20 protein-coding genes, 1 tRNA gene and 1 other RNA gene are annotated in these 20,192 nt (G+C 68.5%); 15 read left to right on the top strand and 7 right to left on the bottom strand.

The features are described 5' to 3' along the window. Positions 1-35: 35 nt before the first annotated feature. The 10 genes from HALOF300_RS07930 to HALOF300_RS07885 all read left to right on the top strand — a co-directional run bounded on the left by HALOF300_RS07930 (position 36) and on the right by HALOF300_RS07885 (position 8,266). The gene (locus HALOF300_RS07930) at positions 36-785 is read left to right on the top strand and encodes an NADPH-dependent F420 reductase (protein ID WP_156740420.1); all 750 of its coding nucleotides are present in this window, start codon (positions 36-38) and stop codon (positions 783-785) included. Positions 786-838: 53 nt separating this feature from the next. After that, entirely contained in the window at positions 839-1,603 is a 765-nt protein-coding gene (locus tag HALOF300_RS07925; RefSeq protein ID WP_156740419.1) for an SDR family NAD(P)-dependent oxidoreductase, read from the top strand. 23 nt (positions 1,604-1,626) lie between these two features. Further along, entirely contained in the window at positions 1,627-2,616 is a 990-nt protein-coding gene (locus HALOF300_RS07920; protein WP_156740418.1) for an aldo/keto reductase, read from the top strand. A 30-nt stretch (positions 2,617-2,646) separates the two neighbouring features. Continuing rightward, positions 2,647-3,702, top strand: a complete 1,056-nt coding sequence (locus tag HALOF300_RS07915) for an aldo/keto reductase (protein ID WP_156740417.1) — start codon at positions 2,647-2,649, stop codon at positions 3,700-3,702. 46 nt (positions 3,703-3,748) lie between these two features. After that, positions 3,749-4,120 carry a DUF2255 family protein gene (locus HALOF300_RS07910; protein WP_156740416.1) on the top strand — a complete coding sequence of 124 codons (372 nt, stop codon included), beginning with the start codon at positions 3,749-3,751 and terminating at the stop codon, positions 4,118-4,120. Then, positions 4,117-5,196 carry an oxidoreductase gene (locus HALOF300_RS07905; RefSeq protein WP_156740415.1) on the top strand — a complete coding sequence of 360 codons (1,080 nt, stop codon included), beginning with the start codon at positions 4,117-4,119 and terminating at the stop codon, positions 5,194-5,196. Before HALOF300_RS07910 ends, HALOF300_RS07905 begins: the two co-directional genes overlap by 4 nt. A gap of 44 nt (positions 5,197-5,240) precedes the next feature. Continuing rightward, positions 5,241-5,777 (top strand): hypothetical protein, encoded by a 537-nt coding sequence (locus HALOF300_RS07900; protein ID WP_156740414.1) that lies wholly within the window; start codon positions 5,241-5,243, stop codon positions 5,775-5,777. 489 nt (positions 5,778-6,266) lie between these two features. Beyond that, entirely contained in the window at positions 6,267-6,458 is a 192-nt protein-coding gene (locus tag HALOF300_RS07895; protein ID WP_156740413.1) for a hypothetical protein, read from the top strand. A gap of 382 nt (positions 6,459-6,840) precedes the next feature. After that, entirely contained in the window at positions 6,841-7,545 is a 705-nt protein-coding gene (locus HALOF300_RS07890; protein ID WP_156740412.1) for a DUF3800 domain-containing protein, read from the top strand. Positions 7,546-7,684: 139 nt separating this feature from the next. After that, positions 7,685-8,266 carry a hypothetical protein gene (locus HALOF300_RS07885; RefSeq protein ID WP_156740411.1) on the top strand — a complete coding sequence of 194 codons (582 nt, stop codon included), beginning with the start codon at positions 7,685-7,687 and terminating at the stop codon, positions 8,264-8,266. Between the two features lie 226 nt (positions 8,267-8,492). Here the strand turns inward: HALOF300_RS07885 and HALOF300_RS07880 are convergent, their stop codons facing one another. From HALOF300_RS07880 to HALOF300_RS07850, 7 genes are all read right to left on the bottom strand, one after another. Then, positions 8,493-9,632: a helix-turn-helix domain-containing protein gene (locus HALOF300_RS07880; protein WP_269455268.1), complete on the bottom strand. Its 1,140-nt coding sequence runs from the start codon at positions 9,630-9,632 to the stop codon at positions 8,493-8,495. After that, complete coding sequence (locus tag HALOF300_RS07875; protein ID WP_156740409.1) at positions 9,607-10,209, bottom strand: hypothetical protein; 603 nt, start codon at positions 10,207-10,209, stop codon at positions 9,607-9,609. The genes HALOF300_RS07880 and HALOF300_RS07875 overlap by 26 nt, the downstream gene beginning before the upstream one ends. 105 nt (positions 10,210-10,314) lie before the next feature. Then, a complete protein-coding gene (locus HALOF300_RS07870; RefSeq protein ID WP_156740408.1) occupies positions 10,315-11,406 on the bottom strand; it encodes a hypothetical protein in 1,092 nt (363 codons plus the stop codon). Next, positions 11,403-11,543 carry a hypothetical protein gene (locus HALOF300_RS07865; RefSeq protein WP_156740407.1) on the bottom strand — a complete coding sequence of 47 codons (141 nt, stop codon included), beginning with the start codon at positions 11,541-11,543 and terminating at the stop codon, positions 11,403-11,405. The genes HALOF300_RS07870 and HALOF300_RS07865 overlap by 4 nt, the downstream gene beginning before the upstream one ends. Before the next feature lie 139 nt (positions 11,544-11,682). Next, on the bottom strand, positions 11,683-12,066 hold the full coding sequence (locus tag HALOF300_RS07860) for a hypothetical protein (RefSeq protein WP_156740406.1): 384 nt from the start codon (positions 12,064-12,066) through the stop codon (positions 11,683-11,685). 338 nt (positions 12,067-12,404) lie between these two features. Continuing rightward, positions 12,405-13,610, bottom strand: a complete 1,206-nt coding sequence (locus HALOF300_RS07855) for a tyrosine-type recombinase/integrase (protein ID WP_156740405.1) — start codon at positions 13,608-13,610, stop codon at positions 12,405-12,407. A gap of 171 nt (positions 13,611-13,781) precedes the next feature. Further along, a tRNA-Ser gene (locus HALOF300_RS07850) sits at positions 13,782-13,869 on the bottom strand. Between the two features lie 226 nt (positions 13,870-14,095). Here HALOF300_RS07850 and HALOF300_RS07845 point away from each other — a divergent pair. The 5 genes from HALOF300_RS07845 (at position 14,096) to HALOF300_RS07825 (ending at position 20,186) form a co-directional block, all read left to right on the top strand. Next, a complete protein-coding gene (locus HALOF300_RS07845; protein WP_156740404.1) occupies positions 14,096-15,436 on the top strand; it encodes a hemolysin family protein in 1,341 nt (446 codons plus the stop codon). A gap of 104 nt (positions 15,437-15,540) precedes the next feature. Further along, positions 15,541-15,637, top strand: an RNA gene (gene ffs, locus HALOF300_RS07840) — signal recognition particle sRNA small type. 121 nt (positions 15,638-15,758) lie between these two features. Beyond that, complete coding sequence (locus HALOF300_RS07835; RefSeq protein ID WP_231955130.1) at positions 15,759-19,010, top strand: DNA polymerase III subunit gamma and tau; 3,252 nt, start codon at positions 15,759-15,761, stop codon at positions 19,008-19,010. Continuing rightward, positions 19,010-19,615 carry a recombination mediator RecR gene (gene recR, locus HALOF300_RS07830; protein ID WP_156740402.1) on the top strand — a complete coding sequence of 202 codons (606 nt, stop codon included), beginning with the start codon at positions 19,010-19,012 and terminating at the stop codon, positions 19,613-19,615. Before HALOF300_RS07835 ends, recR begins: the two co-directional genes overlap by 1 nt. Beyond that, on the top strand, positions 19,608-20,186 hold the full coding sequence (locus HALOF300_RS07825) for a DUF5063 domain-containing protein (protein WP_156740401.1): 579 nt from the start codon (positions 19,608-19,610) through the stop codon (positions 20,184-20,186). Before recR ends, HALOF300_RS07825 begins: the two co-directional genes overlap by 8 nt. The last annotated feature ends 6 nt before the right edge of the window (positions 20,187-20,192 follow it).

Raw genomic sequence — 20,192 nt, 5'->3', positions numbered from 1 at the left:
ACCCCCACCCACCCATCACTTCTGATCGGACACGCATGACCTCTCCACTGGGCATCATCGGCGCCGGCGCGATCGGCGGGACGCTCGCGCGCCTCGCCGTCGCCGCCGGACTCGACGTCATCATCGGCAACTCCCGCGGACCCGAGACCCTCGCCGACCTCATCGACGAGCTCGGCCGGCACGCCCGCGCCGCCACTGCCCGCGAGGTCGCCCGCGAGGCGGACATCATCGTCGCCGTGATCCCGCTCAGTGCCTACGCCGACCTGCCCGCGACCGAGCTGGCAGGCAAGGTCGTGCTCGACACAACCAACTACTACCCCCAGCGCGATGGCCAGATCCAGCCGCTCGACGACCAGGACTCCACCGCGAGCGAGCTCGTACAAGAACACCTCGCCGACTCGTCCGTCGTGAAGGCAATCAACAGCATCGCCTTCGCGAGCCTCGGCAACGGCGCCCGCCCTGCTGGTTCGCCTGAGCGCAGTACCCTGCCGATCGCCGGCGGCGACGCGGATGCGAAGCAGCGCGCCACCGCCCTGCTGGACACGCTCGGGTGCGACGCGCTCGACATCGGCCCGCTCAGCGAGGGCGGGCGCAGCGAGCCTGGCACGCCCGCCTACTGCGACCCGTACATGCCGGCATGGCCGACCGAGCCGCTACCGACCGACGAGCTCCTCGCTTGGCTGCTGTCCGCACCGGTGGTCCCGGTCTCGACCGAGCAGCTCCGATCGCTGATCGCATCGGCCGAGCGCGGACCGGCCGGTGGGTACTTCCCCGAGACCCTCTGACCGAGCCGCTCGCACCACCGCAGACCATACGTACGCACCACCAGAGGAACCCCATGCAGATCACCTCACTCACCGGCACCGTCGCGATCGTCACCGGAGCCAGCAGCGGCATCGGCGAGGCGACCGCGCGTCGTCTCGCCGAGCACGGCGCGACCGTCGCGGTCGTCGCCCGCCGCAAGGACCGCCTCGACGAGCTCGTCGCATCCATCGAGGCCGCTGGCGGCAGCGCACTCGCCATCGCGGTCGACATCACCGACCGTGCGCAGGCGCAGGCCGCCGTGCAGACCGTCGTCGCCAGCTTCGGCCGGCTCGACATCCTCGTCAACAAGGCAGGTCTCATGCTGCTCGGCGACATCGTCGGCGCGGACATCGAGGAGTGGGATCGGATGATCGCCGTCAACCAGCAGGGACTGCTGCACATGACCCACTCGGCCCTGCCGCACCTGCTCGCGGCTGCGAAGGACGACGTGCGCGGCGTCGCCGACATCGTGGACATCTCCTCCATCGCCGGCCGCCAGGCATCCGCGAACTTCGGCGTCTACAACATGACGAAGTTCGGCGTGAACGGCTTCACCGAGGCGCTCCGCCAGGAGGTCACGAAGCAGCAGGTCCGTGTCGGCGTCCTCGAGCCCGGTGCCGTCATGACCGAGCTCGTCTCCCACAACAGCCAGCGGGTCCGCGACGGCCTTGAGGCCACCGATGACATCCCCGTGCGTCTGCAGCCCGAGGACATCGCCGACAGCATCGCCTACATGGTTACGCGCCCCAGCCATTCGTCTATCGCCGAGCTGTGGGCCATGCCCACCTCGCAGGTTTGACCAACTCGATAGGAGCAAAGCACATGAGAACTGCACGACTTGGAGGCCTCGAGGTCTCCCGCATCGGCCTTGGTGCCATGACCATGGCCGGCACCTACACCTCCGAGGGTGCCCTGGACCACCAGGAGTCCATCCGCACCATCCACCGCGCCCTCGACCTCGGCGTCACGCACATCGACACCGCCGAGATCTACGGGCCGTTCCTCAGCGAGGAGCTCGTCGGCCGCGCCGTCGCCGACCGTCGCGACCAGGTCGTCATCGCGACGAAGTTCGGCCTCGTCTCCCACCGGGAGGGCGCTGACCCGGTGATCGGCCAGATCGACAGCCGACCCTCGAGCATCCGCGCAGCCGTGGAGGGCTCCCTCCGCCGGCTCGGCACTGACCACATCGACCTCTACTACCAGCACCGGGTCGACCAGTCGACGCCGATCGAGGAGACCGCGCAGGCCGTCGCTGACCTGATCGCCCAGGGCAAGGTTTTGCACTTCGGCCTGTCCGAGGCGTCGCCCGACACCATCCGTCGCGCGCACGCCGTGCAGCCCGTCTCCGCGCTGCAGACGGAGTACTCGCTCTGGACGCGCGACGTAGAAGAGGAGACCCTGCCGCTCCTACGCGAGCTGGGCATCGGTCTCGTGCCCTACTCTCCCCTCGGACACGGCCTCCTCACCGGCCAGATCCGCACCGTCGACGACTTCGCCGACGACGACTGGAGGAAGACGAACCCGCGGTTCACCGGAGACAACTTCACCCGCAACCTCGCACTCGTCGACGAGGTCACCTCAATCGGCGCCGAGATCGGTGCCACGCCGGCACAGACCGCCCTCGCATGGATCCTCACACGTGGCTCCGATATCGCGCCGATCCCCGGCACCCGCCGCGTCTCGCGCGTCGAGGAGAACACCGCGGCCGACGCGATCGAGCTCACGGCCGACCAGATCGCGCGCCTCGAGGCGCTTGAGCCCGCAGCCGGCGAGCGGCACGACGAGGCGAACTTCGCCTCGATCGACCGCTGACCCCACCACCACCCCTGAAAGGAGCACGACATGCAGTACCGCACCCTGCCGGGCACCGGCATCAGCGTCTCCAACCTTGCCCTGGGCACGATGGGCTTCGGCACCGAGACCGATGAGGCTGAGGCGTTCACGATCCTGGACCGGTTTGTCGAAGCCGACGGCAATCTGGTCGACACCGCCAACGTCTATGGCGCCGGCGCGTCCGAAGAGCTCCTGGGGCGTTGGTTCGCCGATCGCCCCGCCGAGTTCACCGACCGAGTGGTGCTGGCCACCAAAGCGCGCTTCGGAACCGGCCCGGACGTGAACGAGACCGGCACCTCGCGCCGCCACCTGCACCGCGCCCTCGACGGGTCGTTGCGGCGGCTGGGCCTGGAGACCATCGACCTCTATCAGATGCACGGGTGGGACCCGCTGACCCCGATCGAGGAGACCCTCCGCTTCCTCAACGACGCCATAGAGGCGGGGAAGATCCACTACTACGGTCTGTCGAACTTCACCGGTTGGCAGATGCAGCTCGCGATCTCCACCGCCAGGGCCCTCGGCCTGCACCTTCCGGTGACGTTGCAGCAGCAGTACAGCCTCGTGGTCCGCGAGATCGAGTACGAGACCATCCCGGCTGCGCAGTACAACAACATCGGTTTGCTGCCGTGGTCACCGCTGGCGGCAGGTTTCCTCACCGGCAAGTACCGGCGCGACAGCGTCGCCAGCACCGACACGCGGGCCGGGAAGGGCGGTGGTCTCACCGACCACATCTTCTCCGCCCACAGCGGCAAGGAGCAGAACTGGGAGACCCTCGACGTCGTCCGAGCCGTCGCTGACGAGCTGGGGGCAACCTCCGCCCAGGTCGCTCTCGCCTGGCTGCATGACCGCCCAACCGTGACCGCCCCGATCATCGGCGCACGCACCATGGAACAGCTCGCAGCGAACCTCGTCGCTGGTGACCTCCAGCTCACTCCAGAGCAGACCGCCCGGTTGAGCCAGGTCAGCGAGCCCCGCCCTGACGACTACCCCTACGGGCCGTTCGGCGACAAGCAGCGTGGCCGGTACGTCCACTCCAGTGAGCAGGCCATCGTCGAGCTCGGCTGATCGTCTCCAGAACGACCGACAACCATCTCCTGAAGGGAGCAGCATTATGACCGGGTGGACTGCCGAGCAGCTGGCGAGCATCACCGACAACGACGCCTTCTACGTCGCCCCTTACCGGGCCGACGGCACCACCTACGGCACCGATACCGAGACCTGGGCCCTCGTCGTGGGCGAGGACGTGTACGTCCGCGCGGCCAACGGCCCGCAGTCGCGCTGGTACCAGGCCGCCATCACCCAGCGCGCTGGCCGGGTCCGCGTCGCCGGCCAGTACATCGACGCCGTGTTCGAGGCTGCCGTCGCTGAGAACGAGGCCGCCATCGACGCCGCGTACGAGGCGAAGTACCCCGGCAGCTCCGCCGTGCCCGTCATGCAGGGCGAAGGGCCCAAGGCTGCCGTCGTACGGATCTCACCACGATGAGGGACCCGTCCTTCCTGCTCACCCCGACCCGGGTCGGGCCCTTCGACGTCACCAACCGAGTCGCGATGGCGCCGATGACGAACAAGCAAAGCGGGCAGGACGGCACGCTCAGCGCCGCGGAGATCGACTGGATCGCACGGCGAGCAGAGGGTGGATCGGGTCTCGTCATCACCGGCGCCTGGGCGGTCAGCCCAGAGGGTCGGACCTGGCACGGCCAAGCGGGTCTGTACGAGCCGCGACACGAGCCACCCCTGACCGACCTCGCTCGCCGCATCGCGGCATCCCCGGCACTGGCAGTCGTGCAGCTCATCCACGCCGGATCACGCGCCACGTTCGAGATCACCCAGGAACCGGGCATCTCGGCCTCTGACGCGCCCGGAGCCAGGGCCGCCACAGATCACGACATCCGACGCATCCTCGCCGCCCACGGCGACGCAGCTCGTCGCGTGAAGACGGCGGGCCTGCACGGTGTCGAGATCCACTCCGCCCACGGATTCCTGCCCGCCCAATTCCTGAGCACCACCGAGAACAAGCGTGACGATGCATGGGGCGGAGCCCTCGCCGGCCGTGCCCGCTTCCTCCGCAACCTCGTCCACACCATCAGGAAAGCCGTCGGGAAGGACTTCATCGTGGGCGTCCGCCTCTCACCCGAGAACCCCCGGCGAGGCATCCACCTGGCCGAGACCGCTCAGGTCGCAGCATGGCTGGCCGAAGACGGCACGGACTACCTGCACCTCTCGCTCGGGGACGCAGCAGCGATGTCCGAGACCGATCCCGGACGACACCCCGTCGACTTCGTCCGCGAGGCGATCCCCGGCGTCCCGTTGATCGGCGCCGGGAACATCTGGACACCAGAACAGGCACTCGCCCTGATCGCCCACGGCGCCGACCTCGTGGCGCTGGGGCGAGCGGCCATCTTCAATCCCGACTGGCCCCGCCACGCCGCCCGACCGGGCTGGCAACCAGTGCGGCCGCCCTTCACCCAGCACGAGCTCGCCCGCGTCGACGTGACCCCGCCGTTCGTCGACTATCTCCGCGAGCAATGGCCAGAATTGGTCGCATCCGACGTCTGCTAACCGCATGATTGACAAGCCTGGTCCGCCGAAGCTTCGTAGATCAGTTGCAGTCCGCGACAGCCTGCGACGTCCTGCGTGCGCTCGGGATCGGGAACCTCGACATCGGGCTCGTCGCGGGGCCCGGCAGGACCCTGACCGGCGCGATCGCGCGGTGGGTCTACACGCGCGTCGACAGCAGCGAGCAGGGTGCGCACGCTCACTGGATCCTCTGGGCGGAAACGAAGGTCTTAGACATTTCTGGACACGGGACACAACCTGAGCATTTCGTTCATGCGGTGGGCCGGGCTGTCGCCAACGACAATGGACTCGTGTACTACGAGGCACCCAGCGTCGAGCATGTTGCGGGTCTGAAGGCGGGGCGCTACGCCATCCTGAGACGTGCCTGGCTTCATGGCCCGCACTACGTCGGCGTGACGGACACAGCGGTCCTCGCTGAGGCCGAGCGACGGGCGCACAACCTCGACATGACACTCGAAGAAGTTGGCGGCAATCCGATCTGGCACGGGTATCTCGGCAGCCCCAGCGAGTCACTGCAGTGGTTTGCCGACCATGGCTTCCTCCTATGTGAGATCGAGGAGTAGCGGCATCATGACCGCTGTGCGGGTCGCTCCGAAGGCTCCGCGTCTCAGAACCCAAGGTTGCGGATGGTTGGAGGAACTCAACAACGACGTGCGAGCGATTGCCTGCTTGAGCACCTGTCGTTGCGGGCGGGCTTCGATGACGACGGCTTCGAGGCTCGACGGGCTCTCTATCGGTGGTTTCTACGATCGCAGCAGCGGGGCCGGTTCGTGAGTCGTCCAGGTCACGGAGGATCTCGCTCCACGTGCGCTGTCCCAAGGGGTGCTGCCAGCCGTACCGCGTCATGCGCTAAGTGTCGCGGACAGCGGCATGCAGAGAGCGGCTCAGTACCGCGTCCTCGACCGGCCGGTGCGTCTCAAGACCCAAGGTTCTGGCTCCTTGGAGGAACTCGACAACGGCGGCTATGGGGTCTGAATCAGACTGGGTCGATCGGATAGCCTGCGACAGCACCGCCTGCCTCGCCCCTTCCGCTGAGAGCCCGGGAGAGCCCAATGGTCAACGAAGATGACAAGCCAAGCCTCGTCGAGTACGTCGGCATTATCTGGATCGGCGATGAACCGGGGCTTCGCTTCCGAGTGGAGGCGACGTCCCCGGATGAGGCACGTGCCTGGGTGATCCAAGAGTTCGGCGAGGGGCATGTGTTCTCGCTTTGGAACGAAGAGCGCGCGTCACGCCTTCGGTGAGAGGCGGGCCATGCTGCGCATAGCAGTGGGACACGCCTGACTCATGAGTTTCGCCCTCGCCACCGCCAGCGAGGACCAAATCTGTCCGAGGCCCCGCGGGATGGATGTGCACCAGACGGGGCAGCCAGACATCCACGCCAGGCATGCAACACGCCCGAGGCGGCCAGCTCGGGTCCTGGGTGGTGCGACCCCAAGGCCGCCCCCGGGTCCTCGCCCGTTGCCGACACCCGTCTCAAACCCAAGGATCTGACACCGCCCGATATCTGGTCCGCCGGCAGTTCGTTTCCACACGCTCCGCAGGTGGCCCCCAGTGGTCGATGTGCCGTGGCGTGCTACAGCGGTTGGCAGCCGAGTCTGCCCTTCTGTCCATAGAGTGAGCGCTATGCCAGACCACCTCGATCGCATGATCTACGTTGACGACTCGGGCCACCCGCAGGAGGGGACTGTCGTATACGGATGGGTCGAGTTCGCTCCAGATCGATGGGCCGGCGTACTTCGCTGCTGGCTCGATACGCGTAAGCGGTTGTGGCGGGAGTTCGGAATTCCTCTCACCCAGGAACTGCACACTACTGAGTATGCCAATGGCCGTGGCAGGATCTCCAAGCAACTTCCAGACCGCCATGTGCACAAAGGCGTCGAGTACTGGAAGGACTTTGGTCGCGAAGTTGCCGACCAGTGCCTGGAGACGCTCCGGTGCACGGAGGGCCTGAAGGTTGGCGCGGTGTGGCGGCGGGGTGCACCCGAGCAGCTCGCACGTACGAAGCAGGAGGCCTACGGTGCCTTAATCGAGAGGTTCGAGCGCGAACTGGCCGACTCAGGTTCCCTCGGAATCGTGTTCATGGACGGCGATGGCACAGACGGCTCGTATCGCTCGACCCACCGAGGATTAAAGCTCGCGGCGCGCAGAGTGATCGAGGACGCAGTTCACCTCGACTCCAAGGCGTCGCAACTGATTCAGATGGCGGACCTCGTGGCTTGGAGTGCGAACGTCACTATTGACCGGCACGCACGGAACGAGTTTGCCTGGGAGTGGTATTCCACGTTCCTAGCAGAGAGGGATCCGGCCCGAGGCGCTCAAGCAATCTAGCCGGAGAAACAGCTAGACCCCCTTATCCACGTGTGTGGGGGGGTCTGCGTTGCCTACGGTAGCACGATGGCGAGCACGATGGCGAGCACGATGGCGAGCACGATGGCGAGCACGATGGCGAGCACGATGGAGCGCACTGATGGCTAGTGATGTGATGGCGGGCATCCAACTGCTTGCCACAGTAGGTCTGCTCTGGGTCACCTACCGATACGCCCGAACCACAAAGTCCATGGCGGATACCGCGAAGGAGGCCGCTAGCGAGAGCGCGCGGGCGACGGCAGCAGCCGAGCGATCCGCAGATGCAGCGCGGCATGCTGCCGCTGTTGCACAATCTCGGATCAGGCCAAGTTTCACTGGGAGATGGGTGGCTGTAGCCCCGCTCAAGGCCGAGGGAGAGTACACCGCCTGTCTCCTCATCGTGTCGACCGGGGACGCAGTCGTCGTCCAGAACGTTCGTATCCGCCGCGCGTTCCGCCAGTCCGCCCTGGCCGACCCCATGACCCGCGCGGCGGTCACCGACGAGAAGTTGGTGCCGCATGGTTCTGATGCACGGTTGCCCCGGCGGATGCACCAGGGTGAGTCGCTCTTGCTGACGAACCCAAGCATTCAGCACGATGTGGGCGACCCGTTTGTACGTTTCCTCCTCGAGTTGGACTACACGTTCACAGACGACGGGACTGCCGGTGACACCTATGCGGTTGCGGTCGACGCTGAGAGGTGACGTGGATTTCGGCCGAGCCACTGGTGCGCCTGATCACGTTCGGTGGTGGGGGCGGAGGTTAGGGGAGGTTGCCCAGGTCGTCTTGGTGAGTTCCTCGCAGGCGGCGCCGCTCACAAAGTGGGAGATTGCAGGCGGCGTGCCCGGGTTTGGCGAGGGCGACCTCGATTGGACCCGTAGCCCCGGTGGAGGCTGCGCGCTCACTTGAGCAGCATCACGTAGCTTCAGTTCAAGCGCGTGAGCGTCGCGCGTCTAGCGAGGTCACGTTGTTCTGTGCGTCGCCGGATGGGCCATGCGCAGCCGAGGAAACTGCAGGCGCGAGTGAATGGAGCACCTGCGGTTGGATGGCGAGTGGCTCAGCTGCGGCACGGTAAGGCGATTCGGGCCATGCAGCGATGAGTGCTTTCGTAACGAGTTGGGGCTCTTCGTGGACGACGTCAACCGGCTCGGCTCTCCTCCACCCCCGCTGAGTGAGTTGGACCATTAGGGATGACTTGCGCGTTTCGTCGATGAGTCCGAGGTTCGCGGCGCGCATGATGGTCGCCTGGATCGAGATACCGAAGGCCGCCTTGATCCGTGCGAACTCGCTCAGAGACGTCGTCGGCGTGACTAGATCGACCGCGCGGGAGCGTGGCAGGAGGAGCGCGCCGGCGAAGCCGTGTGCTTCCCGCTCGGCGTCGCCACCAGGCTCCCGGTAGCTATGGAGCACGACGTGGCCAAGTTCATGAGCGATGGTGAATCGGTCCCGGTCACCGCTCCCTGTGAAATAGCCGATAACTGGTCGCTCGCCCGGTCCACCCCAGTAGGAGATGCCGAAGTGGCCCTTGCCGATGACCTGGTTCTCCTCGACTCCTGGTAGCGCCATCCGGAATACAATCGCTCCAGCTCTCTCAAGCGCCCGGGTCAGATTGGGGATAGGCGAGTGGGACTCGATCCCGAGAGCGCGCCGGGTCTCGCCGGCTAACGCCTCGATCTCATCCTGGTCGACGGCGGTGCGCCGCGCGTCGGCAGAGGGGAACTGTCCAACGGGATACGCGACTCTGTCGAGTAGCGCAGTCGTGACGCGGTGGGCCTCACGGAAGTAGGCCTTGACCTGAGTTGTCAGTCTGACGGGGGCAGTCTTGTTTTTTCGGAAGTGCAGGGAGTCAGCCGGCACACTCGATGGCTCGATCTCGAAAAACGACAAGGGCGTCTCGGTCGCCTCGGCGATCGCCCGCAGCGAGTCGGGCGTAGCATCGCGCCGGAGTTTCTCGATGCTCGACAAGAGTGGCTGAGACAAGCCGGTCGCGTCAGCGAGGTCCTTCTGGGTCCAGCCGTGCATCTCTCGCAGCGTGCGAACTCGCTCAGCTACCGACGCCGTGCTCGACACTGGTTTCACCCTCTTCACCGGGAATCGTAATGATGATGTCGTCGTCGGCTGTGTCGTAGACGAGAGCCTCGAGGTCGTCTGCCATCGGGGGGAGTACAAAATCGAGATCAACCTTGTGGCGTGCGCCAAAAGACCAGACTCCGAGCGGCCGAACGATGCGGATCATCAGCGCGCCCTTCTCATCGTCGCCCCACAGCGCTAGCAACTTGTCGCTGACTGGAAACATCTCTGGGTCGAGCGTCCCGTTCCCGTAGAAACTGCGGCGAACCCTGTTGGATCCAGGCGGTGGCGCTGACTTATCAGGGAGCTGGTGCAACACGCGGATGGAGTAACTGTCTAGCGACAGTGCGATGCCTGCGTTGTTCTGTGGCACCAGCGTCCATGGACCGAGTTCGCGGCTGCGGAGCGCGTAGAGGGCGAGGCCTCTCGCGACATGCGTGACCACGGATCCGAGACCCGGTTCACCCACGAACTCGGGGTGTCGCTCGCGGGCGCGTGCTCGACCTTCAGTGAGCGCGTCGTACAAGGGCTCGCAGAGAGGTGCCAACGCGTCGACGACCCGCTTCTCATGGTTCATCCTGTAATATTATCACAGCCATTCTTTCTATGGCTCGATTGCCACCACCCGCAGAAGGGGCGTGCGGCAACTGCTGTGGAGCAGCACGCCCCTTCCGGTCGGTGGCTACAACTCGGGACTGCTGCCCTTGTCCCTTGTAGGCGACTTGCGGGAGGCCGGATGCGAAGTGACGTCGGCGGTCGTAGTGGCTGCTCGTCCTGGGAAGGCCGCGGCGCGGAGCTTGTCGGTGAGGTGGGATTCGTGTTTGTGGTCTGCTTCGGCGAGGCCCTGGGCGACGCTGGCGCTGAGGCCGGTGAGGAGTTGTCCTGCTGGTGCGCCTGTCTCGATGGCGGCTTTGGTCAGGTAGGCGAGTCGGTTCGGTGGGTCGGCATGGGCGAGAACTGCCGTCGGCTCGAGGGTGGTTGACCCAGACAGCAACAGTGCGGTTGCCGCGGTAGCGGCGAGTTCTGGCCTGAGCTCCTGGGGTGCGGAGCGGTAGAGCCGGATCAGGGTGTCTGCGCGAGCGGGTGTCCGTGCGGCGTCGACGATGGTGGCGTCGCGGACGGTCCGGTCTCCTTGGATGAGGTGGGCGATGGTCGCGAACGCCTTGGGGTCGTGGATGGTTGGGTCGTCGGTGAGCCGGCTCAGGGTGCGGGAGGCGATCTCTGCTCGGAGGGAGGGGAGGAGGTCATCGAGTCGCCGTGCTTCTGACGGGGTGAGTGTGGTGAAGGTGGGTTCTGGCAGGGGTGCGTAGCGTTCCATCACCTCCTCTCGGGTCGCGGCTGGCGCCGGCCAGCCGCCCTCGACGATGAGCTCGATCGGGGGAGGGGAGACCTTGCCCCATGTGGACCAGTCCGGGTCGAGTTCGTCTCGGACGCGGAAGCGGTCGTTGTCGACCTCGACCAGGGTGATGGCCGGCGGTGTCGCTGAGCTGGCGGTGATGGCGTCGGCGAGTGCCTCCATTCGGGTGGCACCGTCGGTGCCGTATCCGATGAGCATGAGTTCGGTGGCGCCGTTGCGTTGCATGACGGGTAGGAGTTGGGCGGCGAGGCCTTCGGCCTGGTGCACGTGGCTGCGGTCGCTGCGCCACTCGATCGAGGCACTGACGACGGGTGTGTCACCGATCTCGCCAACGAGCATGACGTGTTGGTCGGTGAGTTCGTAGCCGACTTGGTAGGGCAGTGTCGCGAGGTACTCGCCGAGGCTGATGCTGGTCATCGCTGCTCACCGCCGTCGAGGTCGGTGATGGTCAGGTCGAGCTGCAGTTGGATCCAGTCGATGGCCGCCTGGGCGGCCGGCTGTTCGGCCGGTAGTTGTTGCTCGATGGCTTGTTCGATTGGTGATGGGTGAGACATGTCGGGCTCCCTTGGGTTGGTGGCGTGGATGGTCCCCGCCGGCATTCCCGATAGGCGGACAGCCCTGCCCGTGGCGTGTGTGTCAAGGGCGCCGGAGGCGCTTGCGAAGCCCTTGACTCGCGCGCCACGGGCTGGAGGATCAATGCTCGGGATTCGACGTCTCGGATTGGGTGGGGTCGGCCTTGGATGTGCGGCGCGTACGCGCCGCGGTCGGCCGGTTGAGGCCGCGGAGTTCGGTTTCGGTCCAGCCGCGCTGGATCGCCTGCATCCAGGCCTTGCGCTGTTCGCTGCGGGCGGCGCTCAGGTTGGCTTCGGCGTCGGTGACGTTCTGGCTGCGGCGAACGAGTTCGCGGACCGCCGCGACGCGCTTGTCCAGGAGCGACTGGATCTGGCTCTCGATGTCTAATGGAAGCTCTGCCTGCGCCTCACAGAGGGAGGACACGTCGAACGCAGCCGGGCGACAAATCCCCGTGCCAGTCTCGGCGAGCATTTGCGTGAGCCCGGAACACGGCTGCGAGTTCACGGGTCATCGTCGCTGCGACGGGGATCATGCGACCCAGGCGCGGATCGTGGCCGATCCGGGCGGCCAGGACTCGCCTACCTCACATACGCGATCGTCGCGTATGTGGCGAGGTTGCGCGAATCATTGATCGACGTCGCAGGTGTTGACTTGGGCAGCCCCTCCGAACTCGGTCGAGATCACGATGGTGTGACGTCCCGTCGCGGCACGTACAAGCGCCGCCGAAGGGCACGTAGGAGTCGTTGTGCTCGCTCAGCCTTGAGACAGCGCAGACTTCAACGGGCAAGGAGTAGCCGGAAGCCGACGCCGCATATGGGCAAGGGGTTCTGGCACCCGGGCAACTAGTCGGGTTTGCCGTCAGCGGTCGGGCCAATCACCACAACCTCATCCAGCCGAGCAGTCAGCTCCCGGTCCCGCTGCGCCGAAGCGTGCTGGTACCTCAGCGCCACCGACACATCCGTGTGTCCGCCGCGCTCCAGCAGGTCCGCGAGCGTGGCGCCTTGGCGCGCGTACTCGGTCAGCCCCGTGTGGCGCAGGCTGTGGAAGCGGAACGAGTCCCGTCCGGCCACGCTCCGAGCCGCTCGCCAGTGGGTGTCGAACGAGGTCTGCGAGACCCTGCGGCCACGTCGGCTCGGCGGTGTGAACACTGGCTCGTCGGGTCCGGGAGCGGCGTGGACGTCGAGGTGCTCGCGCAGCATCGGCAGCATGGATGCCGGGATCGCGACGCTGCGGGTGCTGCCACGCTTGGGGTCGGTCAGTCGCACGGCCTTGGTGTTCCACTGCCGGCGCACGTGCAGGATCGCGCGCTCGGGATCGTCGAGGTGCTCCAGGTCGCGACGCTCCAGTCCGAGCACCTCGCCTAGCCGCAGCGCGCACCATGCTGCCAGCAGCACCGCCGCGCGCAGGTGCTCGGGCATCGCCGCGGCCATCGCCGCCACCTGCCCGGGAGTTGCGATGTCGCCGTCAACCTCAACGGGTCGCACGCGGGCCTGCGAGGGCGCTTCGGGGAAGGCGAACGAGTCCAGCGCCACGTCCGGCCGCTTGATGGCCGCATTCAGGCACGAACGCAGCACCCGCGCCGCGTTCGGTGCCACCCCGTTGGCTCGCGCGCCGGGGTGACGCCGGGAGGGCATCGCCCGCAGCCTCGCCAGGTGGGCTGCGATCTGCGCTGGCGTCAGCTCCACCAGCCGCGTCGCGCCGAGCTCGGGCAGCACGTGAGTGCGCAGCACGGACCGGTAGGAGACCACGGTCGAGGGGGAGCGGTCCGGGTTTGCGGCCAGGTCCGCCAGCCACTGCTCCGCCCACTCGCCGAGAGTCAGCCCCTCGGTCTGTGCCCGTACCTCTGCTGCGCGCCGCTCGGCTCGCACGATGCCGGGCGGAATGAACGTGCCCCGCGCCCGCTCACCCTTCGCGATCTCGAGCGCCGCTCGCGCATCGCGCACGGTGTCGAAGACTCCGATACTGTGCGTGGCGCCGTAGGCGTCGATCCGCACTCGGTAGCGTCCGCGTAAGAGGGTGATCCCACGTGGGAGCTTGGCGGCGACCATCCCGGCATCCTCCCCTCCAGGACTGACCCAGCAACCGTGCTGTGTCAGGTGTGTGTCAGAAATCCTCCCATATAGCGCCCATTCCTGCACACTCGTGCATACGAAGCGACCATGAAAAAACCCCGGGATCTAGCCAAAAACTACTGGTTCTGGCGAGATCCCGGGGCTGGCTGGCGGAGGATGGGGGATTCGAACCCCCGAGGGCTTGCACCCAACACGCTTTCCAAGCGTGCGCCATAGGCCACTAGGCGAATCCTCCTGGTCAGGCCTCAAAGAGGATACCCGAGTTGGGGCACCGCTCCGAACCGATCGGAGTGAGCCACAGCACAGCCGGACCTCAGCCGGTTGCGCCGGTGGGGCCGCTGACGGTTGCATGGTGACATGGACGACCCTCCGCATCGACGATCCCGGCCACGACGAGTCCCGGCGGCTCCCAGCCGCCGCACTGACGGCGCAGCCCCGCACGCCACCCGAACGGCCGCCTGATGGACGGCGGCACACTCGTCAGTTTCGGCCTCGTGCTGTTGTTCATCCTGATCGGCGGGCTCTTCGCGGCCACGGAGATCGCGCTGGTCTCGCTCCGGGAGAGCCAGATCGACCAGCTCGCCGAGAAGGGCGACCGCGGTGCCCGGGTGGCCGCCGTGGCCCGCGACCCGAACCGGTTCCTCGCCTCCGTCCAGATCGGGGTCACGGTGGCCGGGTTCTTCTCCGCCGCGTACGGCGCGTCCACGATCGCGCCGGACTTCGTCCCGATCCTGGTCGGCTGGGGCATGGCGGAGTCCGTGGCGAGCACCCTGTCCCTGATCGTCATGACGCTCGTGATCGCCTACCTGTCCCTGGTCCTCGGCGAGCTGGTGCCGAAGCGGTTCGCACTGCAGCGCTCCACCGGGGTCGCCCTCGGCGTCGGTCCGCTGCTGGACCGGTTCTCGGTCCTGATGCGGCCGGTGATCTGGCTGCTCTCGGTCTCCACCAATGCCGTCGTACGGCTCTTCGGTGGTGACCCGAACGCGAAGAACGAGGAGATGACCGACGAGGAACTTCGAGGCATGGTCATCGCCCACGAGGGGCTGCCCGAGGACGAGCGTCAGATCCTGCGGGACGTGTTCGACGCGGGCGAGCGTTCGGTCAGCGAGGTGATGCGTCCCCGCCACGAGGTCGCCTTCCTCGACGGGGACCTCGGCATCCGGGATGCGACCAGGTTCATCGCCGACCAGCCGTACTCCCGCTATCCGGTCATCGGCGAGAACTTCGACGACATCCTCGGCTTCGTGCACGTGCGGGACCTGTTCCTCGCCGACGTCGCCACTCTCGCCGCCGACGACGAGGAGATCCCCGTGACAGTGCGCCCGCCGCGGACGGTGCGCAGGGTCCGGGACCTCGCCCGCGAGGTGGTGGTGCTGCCGTCCACGAACGCCCTGTTGCCGTCGATGTCCATCATGCGACGCGCCCGTATCCACATCGCCGTCGTCATCGACGAGTACGGCGGCACGGACGGCATCGTCACGCTGGAGGACCTTGTCGAGGAACTCGTCGGTGAGATCCACGACGAGCACGACATCGAGCTCGTCGGTGCGGCCTCACCGACCGAGGACGACGGGCTCATCGACGCCGGGCTCAACCTGGAGGACTTCGCCGACCGGGCCGGCTTCGAGCTGGCGGACGAGGGTGACTACGAGACCGTCGGCGGGTACTTCCTGGACCGGCTCGGCCGCGTCGCGAAGGTCGGCGACGTCGTGCCGGCCGGCGACCATGTTCTCGAGGTGGTCGAGATCGACGGGCACCGGATCGTCTCGGTGCGGGTGCGCCGGACCGAGTCCGGCGGCTGAGCAGGTCGGCCGAAGGCTGATGCCCGACGGCGGATGGTCGCCGTCGCCGGCGCCGTCACCTTCGGGCGGTTCGAACCTGTGCGCGAGTCCAGTTAGACTGGACGGCAGACCCCCCGTGTGGCGTCATCCCGCTGAATCCCCCCAGGGCCGGAAGGCAGCAAGGGCAGGTGGGCTCTGATGGGTGCGCGGGGGGTCCTTCATGCCCCGCGGAGGGTGCGCGCCGCGGCGGGTCTCTGCCCGGCACAGGTGGGTTCGGGCCGGGTTCGGGCCCGCTGGACACAGGCGAGTGTGCGGTGTCGGTGCCGCCGCCTATTGTGATCGGGTGAGCACCGCGCTGTATCGCCGCTACCGGCCAGAGACGTTCGCCGACGTGATCGGTCAGGAGCACGTCACCGAGCCCTTGATGGCCGCCCTGCGCGCGAACCGGGTGACCCACGCCTACCTGTTCTCCGGGCCGCGTGGCTGCGGCAAGACGACGTCCGCCCGGATCCTGGCGCGCTGCCTCAATTGCGCCCAGGGACCCACCGACACCCCGTGCGGCACCTGTGACAGCTGTGTGGAACTGGCCCGCGGTGGCCCCGGCAGCCTCGACGTCGTCGAGATCGACGCAGCGAGCCACAACGGCGTCGACGATGCCCGCGAGCTGCGTGAGCGCGCCGCGTTCGCCCCGGCCCGGGACCGCTACAAGATCTTCATCCTCGACGAGGCGCACATGGTCACCACGCAGGGCTTCAACGCCCTGCTGAAGCTCGTCGAGGAGCCGCCGGCACACGTGAAGTTCATCTTCGCGACCACCGAGCCGGACAAGGTCATCGGCACGATCCGGTCCCGGACGCACCACTACCCGTTCCGGCTCGTCCCGCCGGAGCAGCTCACCGCCTACCTGGAGCGGCTCGCTACCGCCGAGAACATCACCGTGGCCTCCGGTGTGCTGCCTCTCGTGGTGCGCGCCGGCGGCGGGTCCGTGCGGGACTCCCTGTCCGTCCTGGACCAGCTGATCGCCGGCGCGGACGACGGCGAGATCACCTACGAACGGGCCGTCGCCCTGCTCGGGTTCACCCACGGCGCGCTGCTCGACGACGCGATAGACGCCCTCTCCGCGCGGGACGGCGCCAGCCTGTTCCGGGTGGTGGAGCGGGTGATCGACTCCGGGCACGCGCCGCGCCGGTTCGTCGAGGACCTGCTCGAGCGGATGCGCGACCTCATCGTGGTGCTCGCTGCCGGCGAACAGGCGGGCACGGTGCTGCGGGCCGTCCCCGAGGACCAGCTGACGCGGATGGCCGTGCAGGCCCAGCACCTCGGCCTGGGCACCCTGTCCCGGGCCGCGGATCTGGTGAACCTCGCGCTCACCGAGATGATCGGAGCGACCTCGCCCCGGCTGCAGCTCGAACTGCTCTGCGCCCGACTGCTCCTGCCCGCTGCGGACGACGGGGTCGACGGCTTCAACGCCCGCCTGGACCGTCTGGAGGGCGCGCTCAGCGGCGGGGCGCCGCTGGCTCCGCGTGGGCCAGCGCTCCCGCAGCCGCACGCGGCCGCACCGGCGCCCGCTCAGCCACGGCCGCCCGCACCGGCGCCCGCTCAGCCACGGCCGCCCGCACCGGCGCCCGCTCAGCCACGGCCGCCCGCACCGGCGCCTGCCCAGCCACAGTCATCCGTACCCGCCGAGGCACCCGCTGCGGCCGAGGCATCCGCTGCGGCCGATCCTGCGCGGCCACGGGGGCCGGTCCCGACCTCTGCACCGTCAGTGCAGCCCGCACTGGCACAGCCTTCTCCCGTGGGTGGCGCCGCCGATCACGCTGCCAGCGGCGACCGGTCGAGCGCGCCGGCGCCGGGCGACCCGGCCGACCACGGCATATCCGCCGGAGCAACGGACGGCGACGCCACGCCCCACGAGCCGGCGTCCGATGTCCTCGCGTCCGAGCCGGCAGCATCCGGCGGCGACTCAACCGAGCGAGCAGGATCCGGCTCCGCTGCTCCTGAGTCGGAAGGTCCGGACCGGCCGGTTGTCTCCGAGGCTCCGGCCGCGGCCACGCCGCCTCCAACCGCCACGCCCACGGCCGCGGCGCCCGCTGCGGAGGCCGCGCCCGCCGGATCCGCAGGGATGACGGCCGAGCAGGTACGCCGGCGGTGGCCCGAGGTACTGGAGACCCTGACCAGGATCAAGCGCACCACCTGGGCACTGATCTCCCAGGACGCCCAGGTCGTCGACCTGAACGCGACGAACCTCGCGCTCGGGTTCTCCACCCCGGGGCTCGCCTCCGCGTTCCGCAACGGCAGCCACGGCGAACACCTGCAACGTGCGCTGTCCGAGACGCTCGGCTTGACCGTGCGCATCGATGCCGTCGTCGCCGACGGCAGCGCTCCCGCCGGTCAGTCCGGCGCCCAGCCCGGCGATGCGGGCCGTGATCCGGCCGACGCGGCTGCGCCCACCGGTGGTCACACCCCCGGCAACGACGCGGTGAGTCGCGCCGAGGCCGACTGGGGTCGACCGGCTGCACCAGCGAGCCCAGCCCCACCAGCGAGCCCAGCCCCACCGGCGAACCCAGCCCCACCGGCGAACCAAGCCGCACCGGCGAACCCGGCGCCAGCCGCGCAGGGGCCGGTCTCCGCGCGCCCTGCCGCGGTGTCGTCGCAAGGGTCCGCTGCTCAGGGCTCGAGCGACAGGCCGGTGGAGCCGTCGGCTCGGGCTCAGCCGTCCGCCGGCTCGGCGACCCAAGCCGCAGGCGGCCGTGCACCGGCCGGGCCCTCCGGCTCCGGAGAGGGCGAGCCCGACGACCCCGAGCCTGCCCGGGCCGGCACCGCGTCTCCCGCGGGTGCTGACGGGACCGGCGGTTCCGCCGCGGATGACGACTTCCCGCCCCCACCCTGGGACATTCCCGTGGGCGACCCGGGTTCGAGCGCGGGCGGCGTGAGCAGCTCCGGCGACCCGAACGCCGCCGGCGAACCGAACGTCGCCAGCGACCCGAACATTGGCGGGGCCACGGGCAGCACCGGCGACCCCGGAGGCACGCACGGCGCGAACGACGCGAACGACGGTCGCGGCACGCACGGCTCCGGAGGCGCGAACGACAGTCGCGGCACGCACGGCTCCGGGGGTGCGAACGACGGTCGCGGCACCGATGAGGATCCGCCGTCCGGCGGCACGCGGCGTCCGAGTGGCCCCGGTGACCGGCCCACGCCGTCGGCCGGGGGCGCGCCACGGCCGACGCCGGACGACGACATCCCCCCGGCCGAGCCACCGGACTTCGACGACGGCCCTCCGCCCGAGCCCTACCGGGGTGGGCGCGCCTCCACCCCGCGCAGCTCGGCACCGGGCCCCGCCGGACCCACCGGTGGCGGCCCACCCGGCTCGGCCCGGGACGCCGCGTTCGCGGCCGCCCGCGCCGCCCAGACCAATGGCGCCGGCCCGCGGGGCGGCGACCGGCCGCCGTCGAGCCATGCGGCGATCGACGAACCCGACATGTCGGACCCCGACATCGAGTCCTCCGGCCTGATCGGCGCGCCGCTCGTGGCGCGCCTGCTCGGCGGCACCGTGATCGATGAGATCACCGAGACCACGGACGGACAGCCCTGATGGCCGCATACGAGGGAATCATCGCCGACCTCATCGAGGAACTCGGCCGGCTGCCCGGCGTGGGCCCCAAGAGCGCGCAGCGGATCGCGTTCCACATCCTCGCCGCCGACCCGGCGGACGTGCGGCGCCTCGCCCACGTGCTCACCGAGGTCAAGGCCAAGGTCCGGTTCTGCGAGATCTGCGGCAACGTCTCCGAGGACGCCCAGTGCCGGATCTGCCGCGACCCACGCCGGGACCCGGCCATGCTGTGCGTGGTCGAGGAGGCCAAGGACGTGGTCGCGATCGAGCGCACCCGGGAGTTCCGCGGCCGCTACCACGTGCTCGGCGGCGCCATCAATCCGATCGACGGGGTGGGGCCGGACGACCTCCGGATCCGGGAGCTGATGACCCGGCTCGCCGACGGCGCCATCCAGGAGGTCATCATCGCCACCGACCCGAACGTCGAGGGCGAGGCAACGGCCACCTACCTGGCCCGGATGCTGCGGCCGATGGGGCTGACCATCTCCCGCCTGGCCTCCGGTCTGCCGGTTGGTGGAGACTTGGAGTACGCCGACGAGATCACGCTCGGCCGGGCGTTCGAGGGACGGAGGAGCATCGATGTCTGAGAACCACGGTCTGGATGCCGACCTGCTGGTGCTTGCCACCGCGACCGCCGGGGTCGCCGAGCGATTCCTGGACACGGTCCGCGAGGTCGCCGCCGGGGTGAGCCCGGACTCCTCCATCCCACTGCTGCTGCTCGCCGTCTCCGACCTCAGCGCGGCGGGTGCCCGCCTCGGCGCGATCGTGGACATCGTCCCGGCCGAGCGGTTCGAGCCCGACGACGGCCCCGAGGGCGATCTCGAGCCGCTCCGGGTGTCCCTGGCGAACGTGCTGGAGGGCATCGACGAGTACACCGAGGTGGTGGACCCGCTGGTCAGCCCGGAGGTCAGCGCGGGCGCGTTGAGCAACGACCTGTCGGACATCGCGCAGGCCCTGAGCGTCGGGCTGGCGCACCACCGGGCCGGGAACCCGTCGGAGGCGCTGTGGTGGTGGCAGTTCTCGTACCTGTCGGCCTGGGGTGAGCGCGCGGCCAGCGCGATGCGGATCCTGCTCAGCCTGATCTCGCACCTGCGCCTGGACGTGGACGACGACGTGGCCGGAGAGGCCGAGTTCGACGCCCTGCACACCGGGGGCTGAGGCCCG

The sequence above is a fragment of the Occultella aeris genome (assembly GCF_902703175.1).
Classification (GTDB): Bacteria; Actinomycetota; Actinomycetes; order Actinomycetales; family Beutenbergiaceae; genus Occultella; species Occultella aeris.
The sequence above is the reverse complement of the archived record's forward strand: the minus strand, read 5'-3'. Positions and strand labels throughout refer to the sequence as shown.